This is a genomic window from Moorena sp. SIOASIH (assembly GCF_010671925.1).
Classification (GTDB): Bacteria; Cyanobacteriota; Cyanobacteriia; order Cyanobacteriales; family Coleofasciculaceae; genus Moorena.
In genome coordinates, this window is the sequence record NZ_JAAHIH010000003.1 from 1,003,086 (window position 1) to 1,020,682 (window position 17,597).

General features: G+C 44.2%; 13 protein-coding genes and 1 pseudogene. 5 read left to right on the forward strand and 9 right to left on the reverse strand.

All coding sequences use genetic code 11. The features are described 5' to 3' along the window. Nucleotides 1-1,217 precede the first annotated feature (1,217 nt). A complete protein-coding gene (locus tag F6J90_RS19655) occupies nt 1,218-2,954 on the forward strand; it encodes an EAL domain-containing response regulator (RefSeq protein WP_293097072.1) in 1,737 nt (578 codons plus the stop codon). 342 nt (nt 2,955-3,296) lie between these two features. Here the strand turns inward: F6J90_RS19655 and F6J90_RS19660 are convergent, their stop codons facing one another. From F6J90_RS19660 to F6J90_RS43635, 5 genes and pseudogenes are all read right to left on the reverse strand, one after another. Then, the gene (locus F6J90_RS19660; RefSeq protein ID WP_044492679.1) at nt 3,297-3,527 is read right to left on the reverse strand and encodes a NifU family protein; all 231 of its coding nucleotides are present in this window, start codon (nt 3,525-3,527) and stop codon (nt 3,297-3,299) included. A gap of 502 nt (nt 3,528-4,029) precedes the next feature. Then, nucleotides 4,030-4,437: a transposase gene (locus tag F6J90_RS19665; RefSeq protein ID WP_293097802.1), complete on the reverse strand. Its 408-nt coding sequence runs from the start codon at nt 4,435-4,437 to the stop codon at nt 4,030-4,032. 4 nt (nt 4,438-4,441) lie between these two features. Next, nucleotides 4,442-4,633 (reverse strand): hypothetical protein, encoded by a 192-nt coding sequence (locus F6J90_RS19670; RefSeq protein ID WP_293095705.1) that lies wholly within the window; start codon nt 4,631-4,633, stop codon nt 4,442-4,444. 423 nt (nt 4,634-5,056) lie between these two features. Continuing rightward, nucleotides 5,057-5,970 (reverse strand): annotated as a pseudogene (locus tag F6J90_RS43630) (ISAs1 family transposase). Next, a complete protein-coding gene (locus F6J90_RS43635) occupies nt 5,921-6,067 on the reverse strand; it encodes a hypothetical protein (protein WP_366513807.1) in 147 nt (48 codons plus the stop codon). Before F6J90_RS43635 ends, F6J90_RS43630 begins: the two are co-directional and overlap by 50 nt. Before the next feature lie 456 nt (nt 6,068-6,523). Between F6J90_RS43635 and F6J90_RS19685 the strand changes: the two genes are divergently transcribed. From F6J90_RS19685 to F6J90_RS19695, 3 genes are all read left to right on the forward strand, one after another. Further along, nucleotides 6,524-8,233 (forward strand): glycoside hydrolase, encoded by a 1,710-nt coding sequence (locus F6J90_RS19685; RefSeq protein ID WP_366513785.1) that lies wholly within the window; start codon nt 6,524-6,526, stop codon nt 8,231-8,233. 151 nt (nt 8,234-8,384) lie between these two features. Continuing rightward, nucleotides 8,385-9,131, forward strand: a complete 747-nt coding sequence (locus F6J90_RS19690) for a 2-phosphosulfolactate phosphatase family protein (RefSeq protein WP_293097866.1) — start codon at nt 8,385-8,387, stop codon at nt 9,129-9,131. Nucleotides 9,132-9,234: 103 nt separating this feature from the next. Next, nucleotides 9,235-9,450 (forward strand): hypothetical protein, encoded by a 216-nt coding sequence (locus F6J90_RS19695; RefSeq protein WP_293097078.1) that lies wholly within the window; start codon nt 9,235-9,237, stop codon nt 9,448-9,450. A 114-nt stretch (nt 9,451-9,564) separates the two neighbouring features. Here the strand turns inward: F6J90_RS19695 and pheS are convergent, their stop codons facing one another. Continuing rightward, nucleotides 9,565-10,566, reverse strand: a complete 1,002-nt coding sequence (pheS, locus tag F6J90_RS19700; RefSeq protein ID WP_366513786.1) for a phenylalanine--tRNA ligase subunit alpha — start codon at nt 10,564-10,566, stop codon at nt 9,565-9,567. A gap of 1,037 nt (nt 10,567-11,603) precedes the next feature. Between pheS and surE the strand changes: the two genes are divergently transcribed. After that, on the forward strand, nt 11,604-12,416 hold the full coding sequence (gene surE, locus F6J90_RS19705; RefSeq protein ID WP_293097081.1) for a 5'/3'-nucleotidase SurE: 813 nt from the start codon (nt 11,604-11,606) through the stop codon (nt 12,414-12,416). A 440-nt stretch (nt 12,417-12,856) separates the two neighbouring features. Here surE and F6J90_RS19710 read toward each other — a convergent pair whose 3' ends face one another. From F6J90_RS19710 to glp, 3 genes are all read right to left on the reverse strand, one after another. Then, on the reverse strand, nt 12,857-13,462 hold the full coding sequence (locus tag F6J90_RS19710) for an HD domain-containing phosphohydrolase (RefSeq protein WP_071106437.1): 606 nt from the start codon (nt 13,460-13,462) through the stop codon (nt 12,857-12,859). Between the two features lie 712 nt (nt 13,463-14,174). After that, the gene (hflX, locus tag F6J90_RS19715) at nt 14,175-15,833 is read right to left on the reverse strand and encodes a GTPase HflX (protein WP_366513787.1); all 1,659 of its coding nucleotides are present in this window, start codon (nt 15,831-15,833) and stop codon (nt 14,175-14,177) included. A gap of 426 nt (nt 15,834-16,259) precedes the next feature. Beyond that, nucleotides 16,260-17,594, reverse strand: coding sequence for a gephyrin-like molybdotransferase Glp (gene glp, locus F6J90_RS19720; RefSeq protein ID WP_293097085.1), 1,335 nt, complete (start codon nt 17,592-17,594; stop codon nt 16,260-16,262). Between the last annotated feature and the right edge of the window lie 3 nt (nt 17,595-17,597).

Consider the following 17,597-nt stretch of genomic DNA (forward strand, 5'->3'; position numbering starts at 1 on the left):
ATCCCCCACTTCGGGGACAATAGATTAATTAATAACTGATATAGTGGTTTAGGTGTGAGGAAAATTATAATGATTAACTCTATGAGTTATTGGTATAAAAATTACTTAAAATCAAATAATTATATAGCAATAATAAATATGTTGTGAACGCTCAGGCGGACAAGAAAGCAGCACGACAATGATTTTTTTTTTGCCTTATGGGTGTTTACAACTCGTTTATAAACGCGCTTAGTAAGTTGTTAACCATCTAATTGGCACAGCAAAAGTTACAGGTTGCGGTGCGACCGTGAGGTTTCCAACTCCTAGGTCGCCGCTCCGCGAACGCCAAGGGAACGCTCACCAAGAGAGAATGTTGAGGGTTGACGGTTGAGGTTTGACGGTTTACCGCCCCCCGAGCTTCGGGTGCGGGGCAATAAGGGTGGATCCCTGCTGACTGTGAAAGCCTATTAATCAGCCTCTACATCAAAAGCTATCAATTTAAATGTGCCATTTGAATGACTGTCATCTTAGTTATCTACCAAATTCAGCAAAATTACGCTGAATTACAGTCAAATTATCCCAAAAATAGGTTTTGGTAAAAATACCGGATGGATAGCTCATAAATCTTGACGGCTGATTAATCATAATCGAATTTAATTAAAATACCTACAAGTGCTCTAACACATTCTCGCTTTGGTGTTTATTGAAAGGTAGTGATAAGGTTCACTTTTTGAAAAGGGTGAAATCAACGCCATGCTACGGATAATTATTGATTAAGTATTATTTAATATATATCAAGGAACAATGTGAAGTTTTTGTGAACACAATGATAATTGTTAAATATTATACAAAACCGGCGCTAGATTCCCCATTATCAATCAAAATTAAGCATGTTTTTTTTATTTGAATAAAGAAAATTTTAGATAAAATTAAGAGCCCAATATCCTCAGTTAATATTTGCAAGCAACTAACAACAAAAAACAATCATGAAGTATCTGCTTACCTCATTACTGATACCAAGTCTAGGTAACATACCTCCCAATACTACTGAGTTAGTAGGGGACACCCGTAGATCGCGCAGCTACACCAACGAAACCTGGTTTTCCTACTGTGTTTCAACTGTGGGGGATCCCTTGGAGTATTGAAATACCTCGTTCTATCTTTAAGCTGTTCCTTCGCAAAACCCTGTTCAAGGTCACCTTTTATGTCCACTACACCTGATTTAAGTCCAAACCTGTATGAATAAGATTCTCGTAATCGAAGACGAGCCCATAATTCGGAAGAAGCTACTCACCCTGCTCAGAGCAGAAGGGTTCGAGACGATTAGTAGTGACAACGGTAGCAGTGGAGTCAAACTTGCTCAAAACCAGCAGCCAGATTTAATTATTTGTGATATCATCATCCCTCAGCTAGATGGTTATGGTGTTTTAAAAACTCTGCAGCAACATCCCGTAACTGCTGCGATTCCCTTTATTTTCCTCAGCTCTAAAGCTGACTGGTCAGATTGGCGTATGGGGATGAGGTTAGGGGCTGATGATTATCTGATCAAGCCTGTTAAGCGCCAGGAATTGCTAGATGCGATCGCTACTCGACTACAAAAACGACTTTATCAGACCAAGCGCCATCATCTTGAACTGAAAAAAGTGCAAGCTCAACTGAACTACCTACTTCGTTATGACCAGGTTACTCACTTACCGAACCGACTTTTGCTAGAAGAGCGATTTAATCAACTACTGCTCCAACGACAGGGACGTTATCGTCGTCTGCCAGTGCTGTCTTTAAGCTTTGAGCAACTTAACCAGATCCACAATACCCTAGGCCCTGTTAGTGGTGATTTGTTACTTCAGGCAGTGGCCAAACGACTTCTTGGTAGGGTTGGACCTTTGGATACAGTGGCTCAGTCAGGGATAGATAAATTTGTAATCTTGCTAGCTACTACAATTAACCAGACAGAGATCGCCCAAATGGCGGAAACACTGATCGATGCTCTATCCTTACCCTTTACTATAGGAAAATATGAGATTGTCCTGACCCCTAGAATCGGCATCGCCTGCTTTGGTAGGGATGCCCTTGATCTAAATACCCTGATCACCCATGCCAACCGAGCCAGAGAAAATGCTGGACAAAAAGGACAGAAGGCTTACGAATTTTATATTGCCTCAATTGGTGACAAATCCCAACAAGCCCTATGGCTAGAATTACAATTGCGCCAAGCATTGCAAAAGGATGAACTTCAAGTTCACTATCAGCCCAAAGTAAATCTGAGAACTGGAGAAATCGAGGGAGCAGAAGCCTTAATCCGTTGGTATCATCCAGAATTGGGAGCAATCTCTCCAGCTAAATTCATTCCCCTAGCTGAAAAAACTGGTTTGATTGTGCCTCTAGGAGAGTGGGTACTGCGCAAAGCCTGTACCCAAGCAAAACTCTGGCAAACTCAAGGCTTGTCCCCAGTACAAATCGCTGTAAATTTATCGGGACATCAGTTTAATCAACCCAATCTCAGTGACTCCATCGTAGCAATTCTTAAAGAAACGGAACTTGAAGCGAGATATTTGCAATTAGAATTAACCGAAAGTACCCTGATGGAGAATCCAGACCATGCGATCGCTACCTTAAAAGAGTTAAAGTCCCGTGGTATTCAGATCTCTATTGATGATTTTGGAACCGGTTACTGTTCTCTGAGCTATCTGAGACTATTTCCCTTTGATGTGTTAAAAATTGACCGTTCTTTCGTTTGCCAACTTACAGAGGATGTCAAAAACGAAGCCATTACGACTGCGATTTTGCAAATGGCTCACAGTCTCAAGTTGAAGGTGGTGGCGGAAGGGGTGGAGACAGCTAGCCAACTGAAATTCTTGTGTGGTCATAAGTGTGATGAAATTCAGGGTTATTGGTTCAGTCCTCCATTATCGGCTCCAACCTTCACAGAATTGCTTAGTACTGGTAAAAGGCTTTCACTCTCTTCTCTGGGATAATTTTTTTTATTAATTTATTAATTTATTAATTAAAAATTTTGAATTATTGCTATAGGGTTTTAAAATGAATTTTCAAAAATAATTACAGTTATTTTAATTTACCAAAAATCCATATATAGTATATTATATCTTATCTCTTGTCTTTTGCATGGAAGCTTTTCTCTCAGGGATTATGTTAACAACTAAAATGTAAATGCTATAGCCATTATCAATGGTTTGAAAGACAGATATTTTGTAGGAACACGATCAGATCGTGCCCCTACTGTTTGCAATCGAGATCAGAGCAACTATAATAATCGGCTGAACACTCAGCACTCCGCACTCAGTAACTGAGTATTCAGCTTAAATTACTTGCTCCACTTCAAGGATTTCAGGGATAAATTCCTTTAAGCGGCGCTCAATCCCCATTCTCAGGGTCATAGTAGAGCTAGGGCAAGACCCGCAGGCTCCCTGAAGTCTTAATTTAACAGTCGGACCATCTAACTCAACTAGCTCCACATTACCACCGTCAGCCATCAGGTAAGGACGCATCTCATCCAGGACTGTTTCAACATTTTCTGGAGTGAGTGCCATTGTTTCTGACATAATAATATACCTCAGCTAAATTTTGACACTCCCCGCGAAACGGGGATTCTTGGCTCAACGATCCGGCTTGCCATGACTGGTTTTCACCAACCACAGTAGAGGCCAAATCTCCCCCAGCGTTCAGATCTGTGATCCAGGTTCCGGTGTGCCCCACCGTACCTTTTTTAGAAGGAGATGGGAGACAATGAACTACAATACAATATCGACCTTAATCGTTTCATAGACGACCAGTAGGTTAGACTGGTTTACGCACGTATCATTCTTTTAACACGTTTTTACGTTGTCTACTTATAGTCAGGCCAGTTAGTTGTCTGACTTCCTATTATATAGCAAAGTGCTATAAAGAGCGATCCAGCCCCTTAATCAGGCAGGGCTAATTCATTGTGGTCAGAGAAAATTAGGGCGGCCAGAAACTCGCGTAAACTGAACCTATCCCACTAATAAGAGTCTTTGAATCCACAGATGAATAGTAGCAAGATCAATAAATGCATCAAAATAAACTTTTTGTCGTTCCCAACGAACCACTAGACGACGATATTTTCGCGCTATACCAAGCAAAACAACGTTCCTGTTGATATCTGGGCACCGACATTTTAATCGGTCTTCCTCGATTTTTCTTGGTTTTCCAAATCCGTTTTGGTATTTGGGGTCGAATGCCTCGCTTACGCAGAGCAGCACGTTTTTCTTTGGAATCATAACCAATATCTGCAGCTAGTACCTTGAGCCTCTTACGTGGTCTACCTGGTTTCAAAGTTTTCAATTTGACTTGATCCAGTAGAGGTAAGACTTGTTCTCTTTCACTACCATTGGCAGGAGTTGTACAGTTAGCTAGAGGCATTCCACTACCTTCAGTCAGGGTGTGAATCAGAACACCTTTACCTTTACCACCATAAGCAATGCCTTCACCTCCTCCCTTGCCAGGGGGAAAAAGAGCCGTCTACGGCACCAAACTCCCATTTAATCAAGCCCTTTTGATCTGCGATCGCTAGCACACGTGCTTGTAAATGTTCAAATGTTCCATCCTTTGCGCCATCGCTAAAGCCATCGATGAGACGAACTTTTTGATGCCCAGATCTCCCCTCGTGGTAGATCACACCATCTACATCCAGTAATCAGTAGGTACAACAAACTGTTTAAAACATAACGATAGGGACAATGAGGCATTCCTTTACCCCGTTTTTCATCGGTCCTTGGGGAAGATATCTTCAAACAACTTCCATTCCAAATCACTTAACCCTTCAAAGCGCCCAGCCATAGAGTCATACACCTAAATCAACCCAGCAATAGACTACCATCTTTTGAGATTAGTGGGATAGGTTCGCGTAAACTATCAAAGTGAGCTCAATATGGAACTCTCATAACATACCGATGAAGATCAATCAATCATGCTGTCAGTCGTTGTCAGTCAATGGTTGGTGAGCACTCAATCGCTAATTTCCTGCACCGGTTCGCGTACGCGAACCTATAAGTCATAGCTATAAGTGAGACAGGGATTGCTTTGGCACACCGTCAAATGGCTACGACACGACCTTTTGCGTTCCAATCAACAGCAAAATCTTCTCGAGATCATGAGCAATCGACCGGAGTGCCGTGGTGATAGAAGAATAACCGTGGTAGCGTAAGATAGCGATGACTAAACTACGGATCATTGAGAGATTGGCAGGAGCATTACCAAATTGTATCCTAGAACTATCCTCATCAAGTACCACGTCCTTAACCCAATGTAAACGATTTTCAATTCCCCAATGACCACGAATGCCTTGGGCAAATTGTGCGGCATCGAGGCATTTACTACTAATATAATAAGCAAGTTGTTGGTAGGGCTTACCTGCTCTTGTACCGATGCGTTCTACTTTTACCAGACATGCTAGACCAATCCACTCGTCACTTATGCCTCTGAGGTCATCAAAAACAGATACAGTTCTAGTGGTGAGACGGTCACTTCTTTTTTCCCTGCTTATGTCAACACTTATGGGTTGAGTTTTTTGAGTGTTGAGTTTGATTTGTTTGTAGAGATTTTTTTGATTACCTTTCGCAGCAATCACATAGTCGTTTCCACTTTCGACAATTAGTTTTACAGTTTTTTTTTACAGTGTAAAGCATCAAAGCTCAATATTACTCCTTCTATCCCTAAATTGGCTAAAAGCAACTGCACAACGTCAATTTCACTACTTTCTTTATTACGAAATTGTTCTAGGGCTAGGGCGACTCCACAGCGACTACTGAAAACAGAAACTACCGAAACGAAGTCTTGATAAGCTTGAGCATAATTATTCACTGTCCCTTTGATACTTTTGCCATCAACTCCTAACCAATCACCCTCTTGGGTTGGCACAGCATCCCTAATCCAGTTGGTCAAAACTTGGGCTAATTGAGTAAAATCAATACTCATCATTACCCTCCGAAACGTCGAGTCTGAGGGAAAACCCATTGGTGGTAAATCTAAGTTTTCGAGCAAGGCGTAGGTTGTGACGACGAGCAAAATCTTCCAAGGCTCGATAACCATAACAATCGCTCATCGTTGCCATAATCACCAGCAGCAAAATTAACCACAAAGGATAGCGTTTTCCTCGCTTGTGCACGAAAATCTGGGAGCTGGGCTAACGCTTCGATGAGATTAGTTTTCATCAGGGAGAGGAAGGAGAGTTCCATATTGAGTTGACTTTGATAGTTTACACTAGTTTATGGTTGCCCTAATTTTCTCTCATCACAATGAATTAGCCCTGCTTAATCAGGGGGTTTCCCCCATTTGCAACAGCATCAAGACAGGTATTGCCGACAACAGAAGAAAAAAATATCCATTGACGAATTTATTCGTCAAGCACGCTTATATACCCCGGATAAATCACGGGTGCTAATCGCATCACGTTGGTAATTTCATGATAACTATGTTAATGGTAGCTTTCTGTGAGAAATGACCAATGACTAAAAACTGATGACCGATGACCGATATCATGGTTAAGGTTTAGGATAGCGATCGCACCATGTCTCATCCTCTATACGTTGCCTTTATCTGGCATCAGCACCAACCGATTTATAAATCCCACAACGGTACCTCGGTGGCATCAGGGCAATATCATCTACCTTGGGTGCGCCTACATGGCACGAAAGATTACCTAGATTTGGTGCTGCTCCTAGAGAGCTACCCTAAGTTGCATCAAACGGTTAATCTAGTACCAACTCTAATTTTGCAACTGGAAGATTACATTGCTGGTACTGCTTTCGATCCTTATCTGACCCTAGCGCTAACCTCCACTGAACAACTGAATCAACACCAGAAGCAATTTATCATCGAACATTTCTTTGATAGCAATCACTACACCCTGATTGACCCCCATCCCCGTTATCGGGAACTGTATGAGAGCCGCCAGGATAAAGGGAAAGAGTGGTGCCTAAACAATTGGACACTAGAGGATTACAGCGATCTACTAGCATGGCATAACCTAGCGTGGATTGATCCGTTGTTTTGGGATGATCCCGATATTGCTAGATGGTTGGAGCAGGGGCGAAACTTCACTTTGTCAGACCGACAGCGAATTTACTCCAAGCAAAGAGAAATCCTCAGCCGCATCATCCCCCAACACCGGAAAATGCAAGATGTTGGTCAACTGGAAATAACTACAAGTCCCTATACTCACCCGATTCTACCGTTGTTAGTGGATACCAATTCTGGTCGTGTGGCTGTTCCTGAGATGAGTCTACCCCAACAGCGATTTCAGTGGGAGGAGGATATTCCCCGACACCTCCAGAAGGCTTGGCAGATCTATACAGAAAAATTTGGACGAGCTCCACGTGGGCTATGGCCTTCCGAACAGTCAGTCAGTCCTGAAATTATACCTTACATTGCCGAAGCTGGGTTTAATTGGATGTGCTCTGATGAAGTAGTATTGGGTTGCAGTATCAACCACTGTTTCGAACGGGATGAGAGAGGGAATGTTACCGAACCAGAGTTACTTTACCGCCCTTATCGTCTAGAAACAGATCACAAAGACCTAGTGATTGTGTTTCGAGACCACCGCTTATCAGATTTGATTGGCTTTACCTATGGGTCAATGTCACCGACTAAGGCAACGGCTGATTTCGTGGGACATTTAGACGGGATTCGCGCTTCCCTTGCGATCGCAGAGTGTAACCCTGACACTTCGAAACCCGAGCAATCTGAGGCATGCAGCGGTTTAGAGCAGCCTTGGCTAGTCACGATTGCTTTAGATGGAGAGAATTGCTGGGAAAACTATTCCGAAGATGGTTTACCCTTCCTCAAATCCCTCTATCAAACTCTGAGTGATCATCCTGATATCAAACTCGTAACGGTTTCTGAGTTTATCGAACAATTTTCCCCTACAGAAACTATTCCGGCAAGTCAGCTACATAGTGGTTCCTGGGTAGATGGTAGCTTCACCACTTGGATTGGTGACCCAGTCAAGAATCGAGCCTGGGACTTACTCAGTGCAGCACGACAAACCTTAGCCAACCATCCGGAAGCCACGGAAGAAAATAATCCAGAAGTTTGGGAAGCCTTGTATGCAGCAGAAGGTTCTGACTGGTTTTGGTGGTTTGGTGAGGGTCATTCGTCCAACCAAGATGCCGTCTTTGACCAGCTGTTCCGGGAACATTTGTCAGGGATTTACCGAGCACTGAATGAGCCAATGCCACCTAATCTCAAACACCCCTTAGTATCTCTTCAGGTACCTTGATTGAACCGGCTAACTAATATACTATAATTTGTGGCTGTCGTGCCCGATAAATTGGGCTGCCATTAGGCTGGCTGGTTTAATCGGCAAGATTAATCAGGCTAGTTATGTCAAGGAAAATTTCAGCAGTCCAGAAACCAACTATATCCAAGCCGTGAAGCTATCTATCTACCACACCCCGGAAGAAACTCCCACAGACACCTTACCAGACTGTGCGATCGCAATTGACGTCCTGCGAGCCACGACGACCATGGCTACAGCTTTAAATGCTGGTGCTGAAGCCGTGCAAGTGTTCAGTGATATCGACCAGTTAATGAAAATCAGCGAACAATGGCCCACTGACAAACGGCTACGAGCTGGGGAAAGGGGTGGGAAAATGGTAGAGGGCTGTGATATGGGTAACTCGCCCTTAATTTGCACACCTGAGCGAGTAGATGGAAGGCGACTATTCATCAGTACCACCAACGGTACCCGTGCTTTACAGCGTGTCCAAAATTCCCCGGTAGTCCTAGCAGCAGCCTTAGTGAATCGTGTCGCAGCAGTGGAGTATTTACTGACCCACAAACCAGATACTATTTGGCTAGTGGGGTCAGGTTGGGAAGGAGCCTACTCCCTAGAAGACACGGTTTGTGCTGGGGCGATTAGTCAAAGACTTATGGAAGAAACCGGAGACTCAGTGGATGACATTGCTGGTAATGATGAAGTAATTGGTGCGATCGCACTTTACTCCCAGTGGCAAGATAAATTACTAGATATGTTCTATCACGCTAGTCACGGAAAACGGCTGCTGCGGCTGAATGGTCATGAAGATTTAAAGTATTGCGCTCAAACTGATGTATTAGACGCTTTACCGATTCAGAAAGAACCAGGGGTTTTGGTTAAAAACCCAGTTATCGGGTAGCACGCACGCAGGTAACGAGAACTTTTTTCCGTTTTAGTTTGGGTACGGATTTATTTTTGATTGTTCAGCTAACCTCTAATGTGTTGGAATTTAATGTGTTGGAATGAGCTCACCAGATTTTAACTCACTTAGCCAATTTCTCGAAGGACTCAGTGAAGAAGACTTAGCTCAACGATTAGGAGTAGCACCAGCAACACTCCAAGAGTTAAGAGACCAACCTGATTTTAAGCAGTGGAGTCAGAGTAAAGATCCAGAATCAGTTTCGTGGCGATATCATAAGGATAAGCAACGCTATATAGTCAACTTATCCTTTGGATAGCGGTGTGACCCCGCGCTTTTTAAAAGCGCTAGGGAAGGCGCACCAAGAGAGTGTGTCATGGTTTTTTTTGATTAATCATAGTTTCGTCGAATCTATCAGTAAGGCTAATCAATACTAAAACTGCTTCAAAAAGCGCAGATCACTGTTGTACAATCGACGAATATCATCAATCTGGTGCAGAACCATGGCAAAACGTTCTACTCCAAAACCAGCAGCGAAACCTGTATAAATTTCAGGATCATAGCCTACAGCCTTGAGTACATTGGGGTCAACCATACCGCAACCCATCACTTCTAACCATTTCCCCTTCCACTGCACATCCACCTCTGCTGAAGGTTCAGTGAAAGGAAAATAACTGGCACGGAAACGTACTTCTAACTCTTCCCCAAACATTGCTTCCAAAAATTCCTTAAGGGTTCCTTTGAGGTCGGTAAAGGTTATCCCTTCATCCACTGCCAACAGTTCTATCTGATGGAACACTGCCGAGTGGGTAGCATCTACCGTATCCCGTCGATAAACTCGACCAGGTGCCACAATCCGAATCGGTGGCTCATGGTTTTCCATGTAGCGAATCTGCACCGAAGAGGTATGGGTACGCAGCAAATTCCCATCCGGCAAGTAGAAGGTATCTTGCATATCCCGAGCCGGATGGTCAGGGGGAGTATTAAGGGACTCAAAGTTATAGTAATCTGTCTCCATCTCTGGGCCAGTAGCAATGGTGTAGCCTAAACCAACAAAAATATCTAATGCCCGATCAATGGTGCTATTGAGGGGGTGAATTCGACCTTGGGGACGATATACCCCTGGCATAGTCACATCCAGGGTTTCTGATCGCAATTTTGCCTGAATTTCAGCTGCTTTCAGGTCTTGGAGCCTCTGCTCTAGGTTCTGCTGGAGGGTTTCTTTGACAACATTTGCGATCGCACCAATCTTAGGTCGGTCTGCTGGTGCTAACTTACCCATTCCCCGCAATATCTGAGACAGTTGCCCTTTCTTGCCTAGGTAATTAATGCGCAACTGTTCCAATTGTTCCAAGGTATCAGCAGAAGCGATCGCAATGGTTGCTTCTTCTTTGAGTGTAGCTAGTTGGGTCTCAATCTCGTTGAGGCTTGTCATCAGTAATTTTAGGTTAGCTAAGACCGCTAGACATGCCCCACACCTCAATGCGCAGCATGAGTGTGGGATGAATCGCGGACAGGATCTTTAATGGTTTTGAGATCGTCTATAATCAAAGTAGTAGGGAAGACAAATTAAGAGCTAACCGCCACCTACGTGCTTAAAAATAGAACTTATTGTATTGTTCCGGCGCGGAGGGGCATCCCGTGTCGTTAATAAAGCTTACCGAGTATCCGAACTGTTGGGTGGAGTTGGTAAGAAGCCCACACTGTAATCTTCGGCGAAGCCGACGCTACGCGAACGATAAGCGTGTGGGAGTATGTCACTAAGAGAAGAACCGGAAACCCCTGTCATTTATGCAGGACTGTTTAATTTTACCAAAAATAATGGGTAATCGCGCCCCGTCCTTATAGGACGGCTTTTTTTTTAAACAATGCCCTTGACAGTTTGTATTAGGTGTGCTTATATTAAATTCTAAGCAATAAACTTTTAAACTAGATAAATACTATCTAACCATAAGTAGGCAACGTAAAAAATATGTATCTGATACATATTGCGTAATTTGGTCTAACGACTTAAACGTCTCAGAAAAATTTAAATAAAAAAAAGTATCTATCTATCTATATAAAAAAAAGGTACGGTGGGGTTTGAAGTTACCGTAATCAGATGGTCGTCTTTATATTTTTAGGGTTATGCAGAATAGGGATCAAGGTTTTGTACTAAGGCGACCCTCTGATCAGGTGCGCGTTTCCGGCAGACCGAAACCTAGATCCATTATCTAAACACTTAGGTCGAATTGTCCTCTACTTTTTTTGGTTCCGACCTGCTATACGCAAGACAGCAAGGCCTATGGCCACGCTACGCGAACGTTGAAGGCGCACGCGTGGCCATAGGCCAAGTAAGAATCCCCATTCTTATAGGACGGGGAGTGTCAATGAAAAAATTTTCAGGTAAGTGGGTTAGACGGTCTTAGAGTACATCAATTTCAGATTAGAATCGAACAGCGACTTTTATCTTTAGCTGCAGTATCCTATCTTATGAAATTGCTGATCAGCAACGATGATGGTATCTTCGCCCTTGGTGTACGTACCCTTGCCAACACCCTCGCTGAAGCGGGGCACAATGTTACCGTAGTATGTCCTGACCGAGAGCGCTCAGCAACTGGTCACGGTTTGACCCTCCATGACCCGATCCGTGCTGAAGTTATAGATAACATCTTTCATCCCAAGGTTACTGCTTGGTCTTGTTCTGGAACCCCTTCAGACTGTGTAAAGCTGGCTTTGTGGGCATTAATGGATAGTGCGCCAGATTTAGTGCTTTCTGGCATTAACCACGGCTCTAACCTGGGTACTGATGTCCTCTACTCTGGCACTGTCTCAGCCGCTATGGAAGGGGTAATCGGAGGGATTGCCAGCATTGCCTTCAGTATAGCCAGCTACACCTCAAAGGAGTTTCAAGTAGCGGCTTCGTTTGCGAAAACTCTCCTAAATCAGCTGTCCGAGCAACCCTTACCAAAAACAACATTACTCAATGTGAACGTGCCACCTGTTAAACTTTCCGAAATAGCTGGTATTGCCATTACCCGTCAAGGGATTCGTCGTTACATTGAGAATTTTGAGAAACGAGTTGATCCCCGAGGTAAAATCTATTACTGGTTAGCTGGTGAAGTTATTGAGGATGTGGAACAACCCGATCATATTCACTTACCTCAAGATATCCCTACTGATGTTCAGGCAATTCGCAACAACTACATTACCATCACCCCTTTACAATATAACCTCACTGATACCGCTAGGGTGTATCACTTGAAGCAGTTGAAACTGGGTCAGGATGAAGGATGTTCGCCGTAGGGGTTCGGTGTAGGGTAGGATGAAGGATGAAAGATGAAGGATGAAGGATAAAGTTTTGGAAAATTTACCTAAATTTATATTGACAAATGAGCAACTTTACTGTTTTTATACAGAAATAAAAGTGACCGTTTAACCCTCAAAAATAAGGTGAAAAGCCGCCATGCTGCGACAACTGTAATCAGCCGATTTCTATAACCATTGAAGCAGGTATTGATCAGATGGGTAATAATTGTAAGACCCGTCGGCGAGAGCTTAAGAAAGAAAAAGCTGAAACCAACTAGTCAACTAATTTTTTTTTTTTAAACCTTCAACCTTCAACCTTCAATTTTAAACCTTCAACTTTAAAACTCCAACATTAAACTTTTAACTTTAAACCTTTAACATTTAAATTTCAACCTTCAACCTTCAACCTTCAACCTTCAACCTTCAACCTTCAACCTTCAACCACCGCCTCGATAGTACAGTTCAAGAAAGCGGAAAAACTTTTCACAGAGTTCTGGATCTCTTGCCCCAACTTTTATTTCTTTGGTAATTTCTGCTACAGCCTGTTTCCAGTAGGGGCGAATGCCTGGGGGATCACTACGGTTACGATATAGCCGCTTGCTGATGATAGCATCTGCCGCATTCACCAGCTGAAAGACCTGAACAATGTAAGGAATTTTTTCACCACGCAACCCATCCGGATAACCAGTGCCATTCAGCCTCTCTTGGTGGGTACGCACTAAGAAGGCAAACTCCTTGAGGAGGGGATGCTGGTTACAAATCAGTTCTGAAACTTCAGGATACTCCTTAACTTTTGTCCACTCCTTTTCTGTCAGCGGTTCTGTTTTGAACAGGATCTGATCGGGAATGCTAATTTTCCCTAAACCGTGGCAATAGCACAAAAAAACCAGCTGACGCATTGATTCTGGCTCTAACTTTAACCAGCGCCCAAAATGCATGCACATAGTTCGCAGACGATAGCACCTTAAGCCAATCGGGACGTTGCGAGCCAACTGGATTTGTTCAAGGAAATTTAGGATATCGGCGTCCCCAGAACGAAGCATCAAACTTTGAAGTTGGTTTTGGTTTTAACAATTAAATTATCCCTATCTATTAGCTTACACATGTGAATTTTTTATGAAGCTAATCCAGTTTATTAAGTCGTTATCCCATAGTGGTAGCCCTCTAGAAGTAGTGAGAGACGTTGGTAAAATCGACTCCTACCAAGGAATAAAACTGCCAAAATCACGACTTGTTTAGAACTAGGGAACTACCGATTTTGGTTAATTTTTCATGAGGCTGATTTGTAAGTATTCAGCTATCAGCTATCACCTATCAGCTTATGGGCTACAGATGGTGCTACTTGAGGTGCTATCAGCTTATGGGCATAGGGAAAGCTACACCGAACAGCTTTTGAACAAGCGATGCAGCTTCGGAACAGGGGAGGCAGTCGGCCAAAGGGGGTTCCCACGGGGCTTTCAAGGTGCGGACGCAGGTGACCCACGCAGCCCCTACCCACTCGCTATTGCCGTGGTTTCCCCCACTCGCGCTTGGGATCAAGACAACAGGTAAGCATTCGTTTAATCTGAGTTAAGTCACAGCGCTTGTGGCCTGTGCCACATGCTTGTGGCCTGTGCCACAAAGCTGTTCGCGTTCGCGAATGGCTCACGGGCTCACGGCTGACCGCATTAGGCTGCCCGAAAGAGGTTTATTTTAAGCATTAGGGTGACCGCATTAGGGTGACCGCATTAGGCTGAATGCTGAGGCTGATTCAGTTTATTGAGTTGCGATCGCATAGTGAACTAACTCAACTAGTTTCTGACGCAATGTCTCCAGTCCAAGACGTTTACTAGCAGATATAAACACTCCTTGAGGAAATTCTTCTTTCGCTAACGCTAGGGTATCACTTTCTACTTGGTCAATTTTATTAAATACCACTAAAATCGGTCCTGGTGTAATGGGCATATCCCTTAGAATTCCCATTACAGAACGAATGTGACTAGCCCACGCTGAATGGGATAAATCCACTAAATGCAGCAAAGCATCTGCTTCTGTTACTTCCTCGAGGGTAGCCCGAAATGAATCTACTAAGGGTGGGGGTAACTCGTGAATAAACCCTACCGTATCGATCAATAGCATACCGCTAGATTTACCAGTTACTGAGTCAACAATAGGTAAGCGTCTGGTGGTGGGGTCAAGAGTAGCAAATAACTGGTCAGCGGTATAAACCTCAGCATTGGTTAGGGTATTCAACAGGGTAGATTTGCCCGCATTTGTATAACCAACGACCGCCACTGTCGGAACGTCCTGTTGCTGACGGCGCTGCCTTAACCTTGACCGATGAGCCTGTAATTGGTTTACTTCTTGTTGAAGTCGGGCAATTCGACGCTGAATGGAGCGACGTTCGGTTTCCAGTTTGGTTTCACCCGGACCACGAGTACCAATGCCACCTCCTAACCGGGACATTGCCTGACCCCGACCAGTAAGGCGAGGCAACATATATTCTAGTTGTGCCAGTTCCACCTGCAATTTACCAGCACGGGACTGAGCTCGTTGGGCGAAAATATCGAGAATCACTTCAGTACGGTCTACAACCCGAACACCAATTTGGGATTCTAGGTTGCGAGCTTGTGCTGGTGATAGGTCGCGGTCAAATACTACCAGATTAGCGGCTAGAGTTTGGGTAGTCAGGGCAATTTCCTCTACCTTACCGCTACCAACTACTGTTTGGGGATGGGGATGCGTACGCTTTTGCTGGATTACCCCTAATACTTCTCCACCAGCGGTTTCCACCAACCGCCCAATTTCTGCTAAGCCATCTTCAAATCGCTCTGGGCTGATGTGTTCAGTCATTAATCCTATAATCAGCACCCTATCTTGGTCAACATCGACTTGCTGAGCCACAAATTGCCGTCGAAACTCAGCTTCTAGCTCTTCGACCAATTCCTGGAAATCCTGCTTGGTCAGAATATCCAGACTCATGGGTGATGATACACTCCAATTTAGGAGTTTAGAGTCTACCTTATTGTTTCCTTGTGAGTTACTAGGAGGGAGCAAATGTGCGAGATAAGTTTCTTTGATATAACCTGTTGCTCCACCACCCCGCCTGATCATACCTGACCCAGTAATCGTAAGTACCACCAATGCATCCAATCGCTGAATTGCCATAGCCGTGAGGGTAGATTCTCTAGGGGTTTCTGATTTGAGCTGAGTGGCGATACAGCGAATCCCGCACAATCGTTCAGCACCGTAACGGGGCAATTCCAGGGGAGGAATTTTGGTCTGAGTAGGGGTACCTACAGCCACACGAATCACTTGTCCCCGGCGATTGATGTAGGTGCATAGGGGCTGTTGAATATCTGTGCTAATGGCTGCAACACGTTGAGCAAACTCCGGTGTAGTCAAGTTATCGCTAGGTAAGCGTTGGTGATACAACCGTTTGAGTTGCTTGAGCTGGCTAGGCTTAAGACCTTGAAGATTACCGTAGATAGTATCGATAGGCGCTACTGACCAATAACCTGGTTTCCAACACTACTCTATCTATTTTAAGACTTACCCACTGAAACCAAACATCCTGCTTTGCTACGGGTATAGGGTGATGGGGTAGGTGACTGGTTTACCGGGTGTGGCGAGCAAGGTATGACAACAAAGCGTTAGTCCACAGGAATTACGCACCAAGACCCTTAAAACCAGGTTTTTGGTGATAAATCAAAGATCCTTGCTTGCATGGCTTTTACCTTTTATATCAAATCCGGATAATTGCCCAGACTGAAGATATCTAGACAAAATATTTCTCCGAAGCTCCCCTGCACCCGAAGCTCCCCTGCACCCGAAGCTCCCCTCACCACGAAGTATGGTTATTCAACCAGATTTGATATTACCTTTTGCCCTAGCCAAACCTTCCCCTACCTGTAAGACTAATACTGATTCACCAGCCCGAATCAAGGTTTTACCGATTGGCACCACCGCTAGACCATTGGTCTGAGCAAGATTAATCAAATTACCAGAACTATGACTACCACTAGCCAGATGAAATTCGTAGGCACCAGCTGCATCTAAACACAGTTGTCCCCACAGGTAAGTTTCCCGGCTTCCACCAGCATGTAAGTCATTAGATGCGATCGCTTTGACAAAAACTGGTTTCGAGACTTCCTCCGGTAAACCAGATAGTTTTAACAGTGCTGGTTTAACAAACCGCCAACAACTGACTAGTGCTGAAACGGGATTCCCAGGTAGACCAAAGTAAAGTACTGGACGTTTTGAACACGAAGGAGTACTAGAAAGATCACTTTCTTCTGGGGAATTAGGCAAGGGGGAGGTAAAGGTAGCAACTGTTAGGGGTTTACCGGGTTTAACGGCAACCGAGTGGATGTGAATCTCTGCCCCGAGCTGGGCTAAGATTTTGTCTACATAGTCATAATCTCCCACTGATACACCGCCAGTAGATAGAACCATATCTGCTTCGGAGATAGCGTTTGCGATCGCATTTTTTAGATCGTCTGGCTGATCGCGCACAATCCCCATAGGTATGGGTACTCCTCCCAAGAGGGAGACAAAGGTAGCCAAGGCATACTGATTAGAATCCACAATTTGACCAGGTTTTAGGGGTTGGTCAGGGGTTACTAGCTCGTTGCCAGTGGAAAAAATTGCCACCCGAGGACGCCGATACACTGTCAATTGGTTACACTGAGCTGCAGCTAAGACGGCAATTTCTGGAGCACCAAGCCTAATGCCTGGTTTCATAAGACTCGTTTGGGCTTGGTAAAAAGATGCCCGATGACGGACAAACGCTTGGGGTTGGGGAGCCTCCAAAATCACCACCTGGTTGTCCTGGAGCTTGGTGTTTTCTTGGATCACCACCGTATCAGATCCTTTTGGCATACAACCTCCAGTAAAAATCCGTGACGCTTGTCCGGGTTTGACTTCACATTGGGGTTGATATCCAGCAGGGATTTCTTCGACAATAGTTAAAACTACTGGTTGTTCGCGATTGCAGGATTGGACATCGCTATAACGCACGGCATACCCATCCATGGCTGAATTATCCCAGTGGGGAAAATCTAAGTTACTGGTCACTGTTGCTGCCAGAATTCTATTAGTGGCAGCAGATAGCTCTACCACCTGTGTTTCCAGCCGTGGGTCAAAGGGTTGAACCAAATTGAGAATGATTGACTCTGCTTCTTGAACTGCTAGCATTGC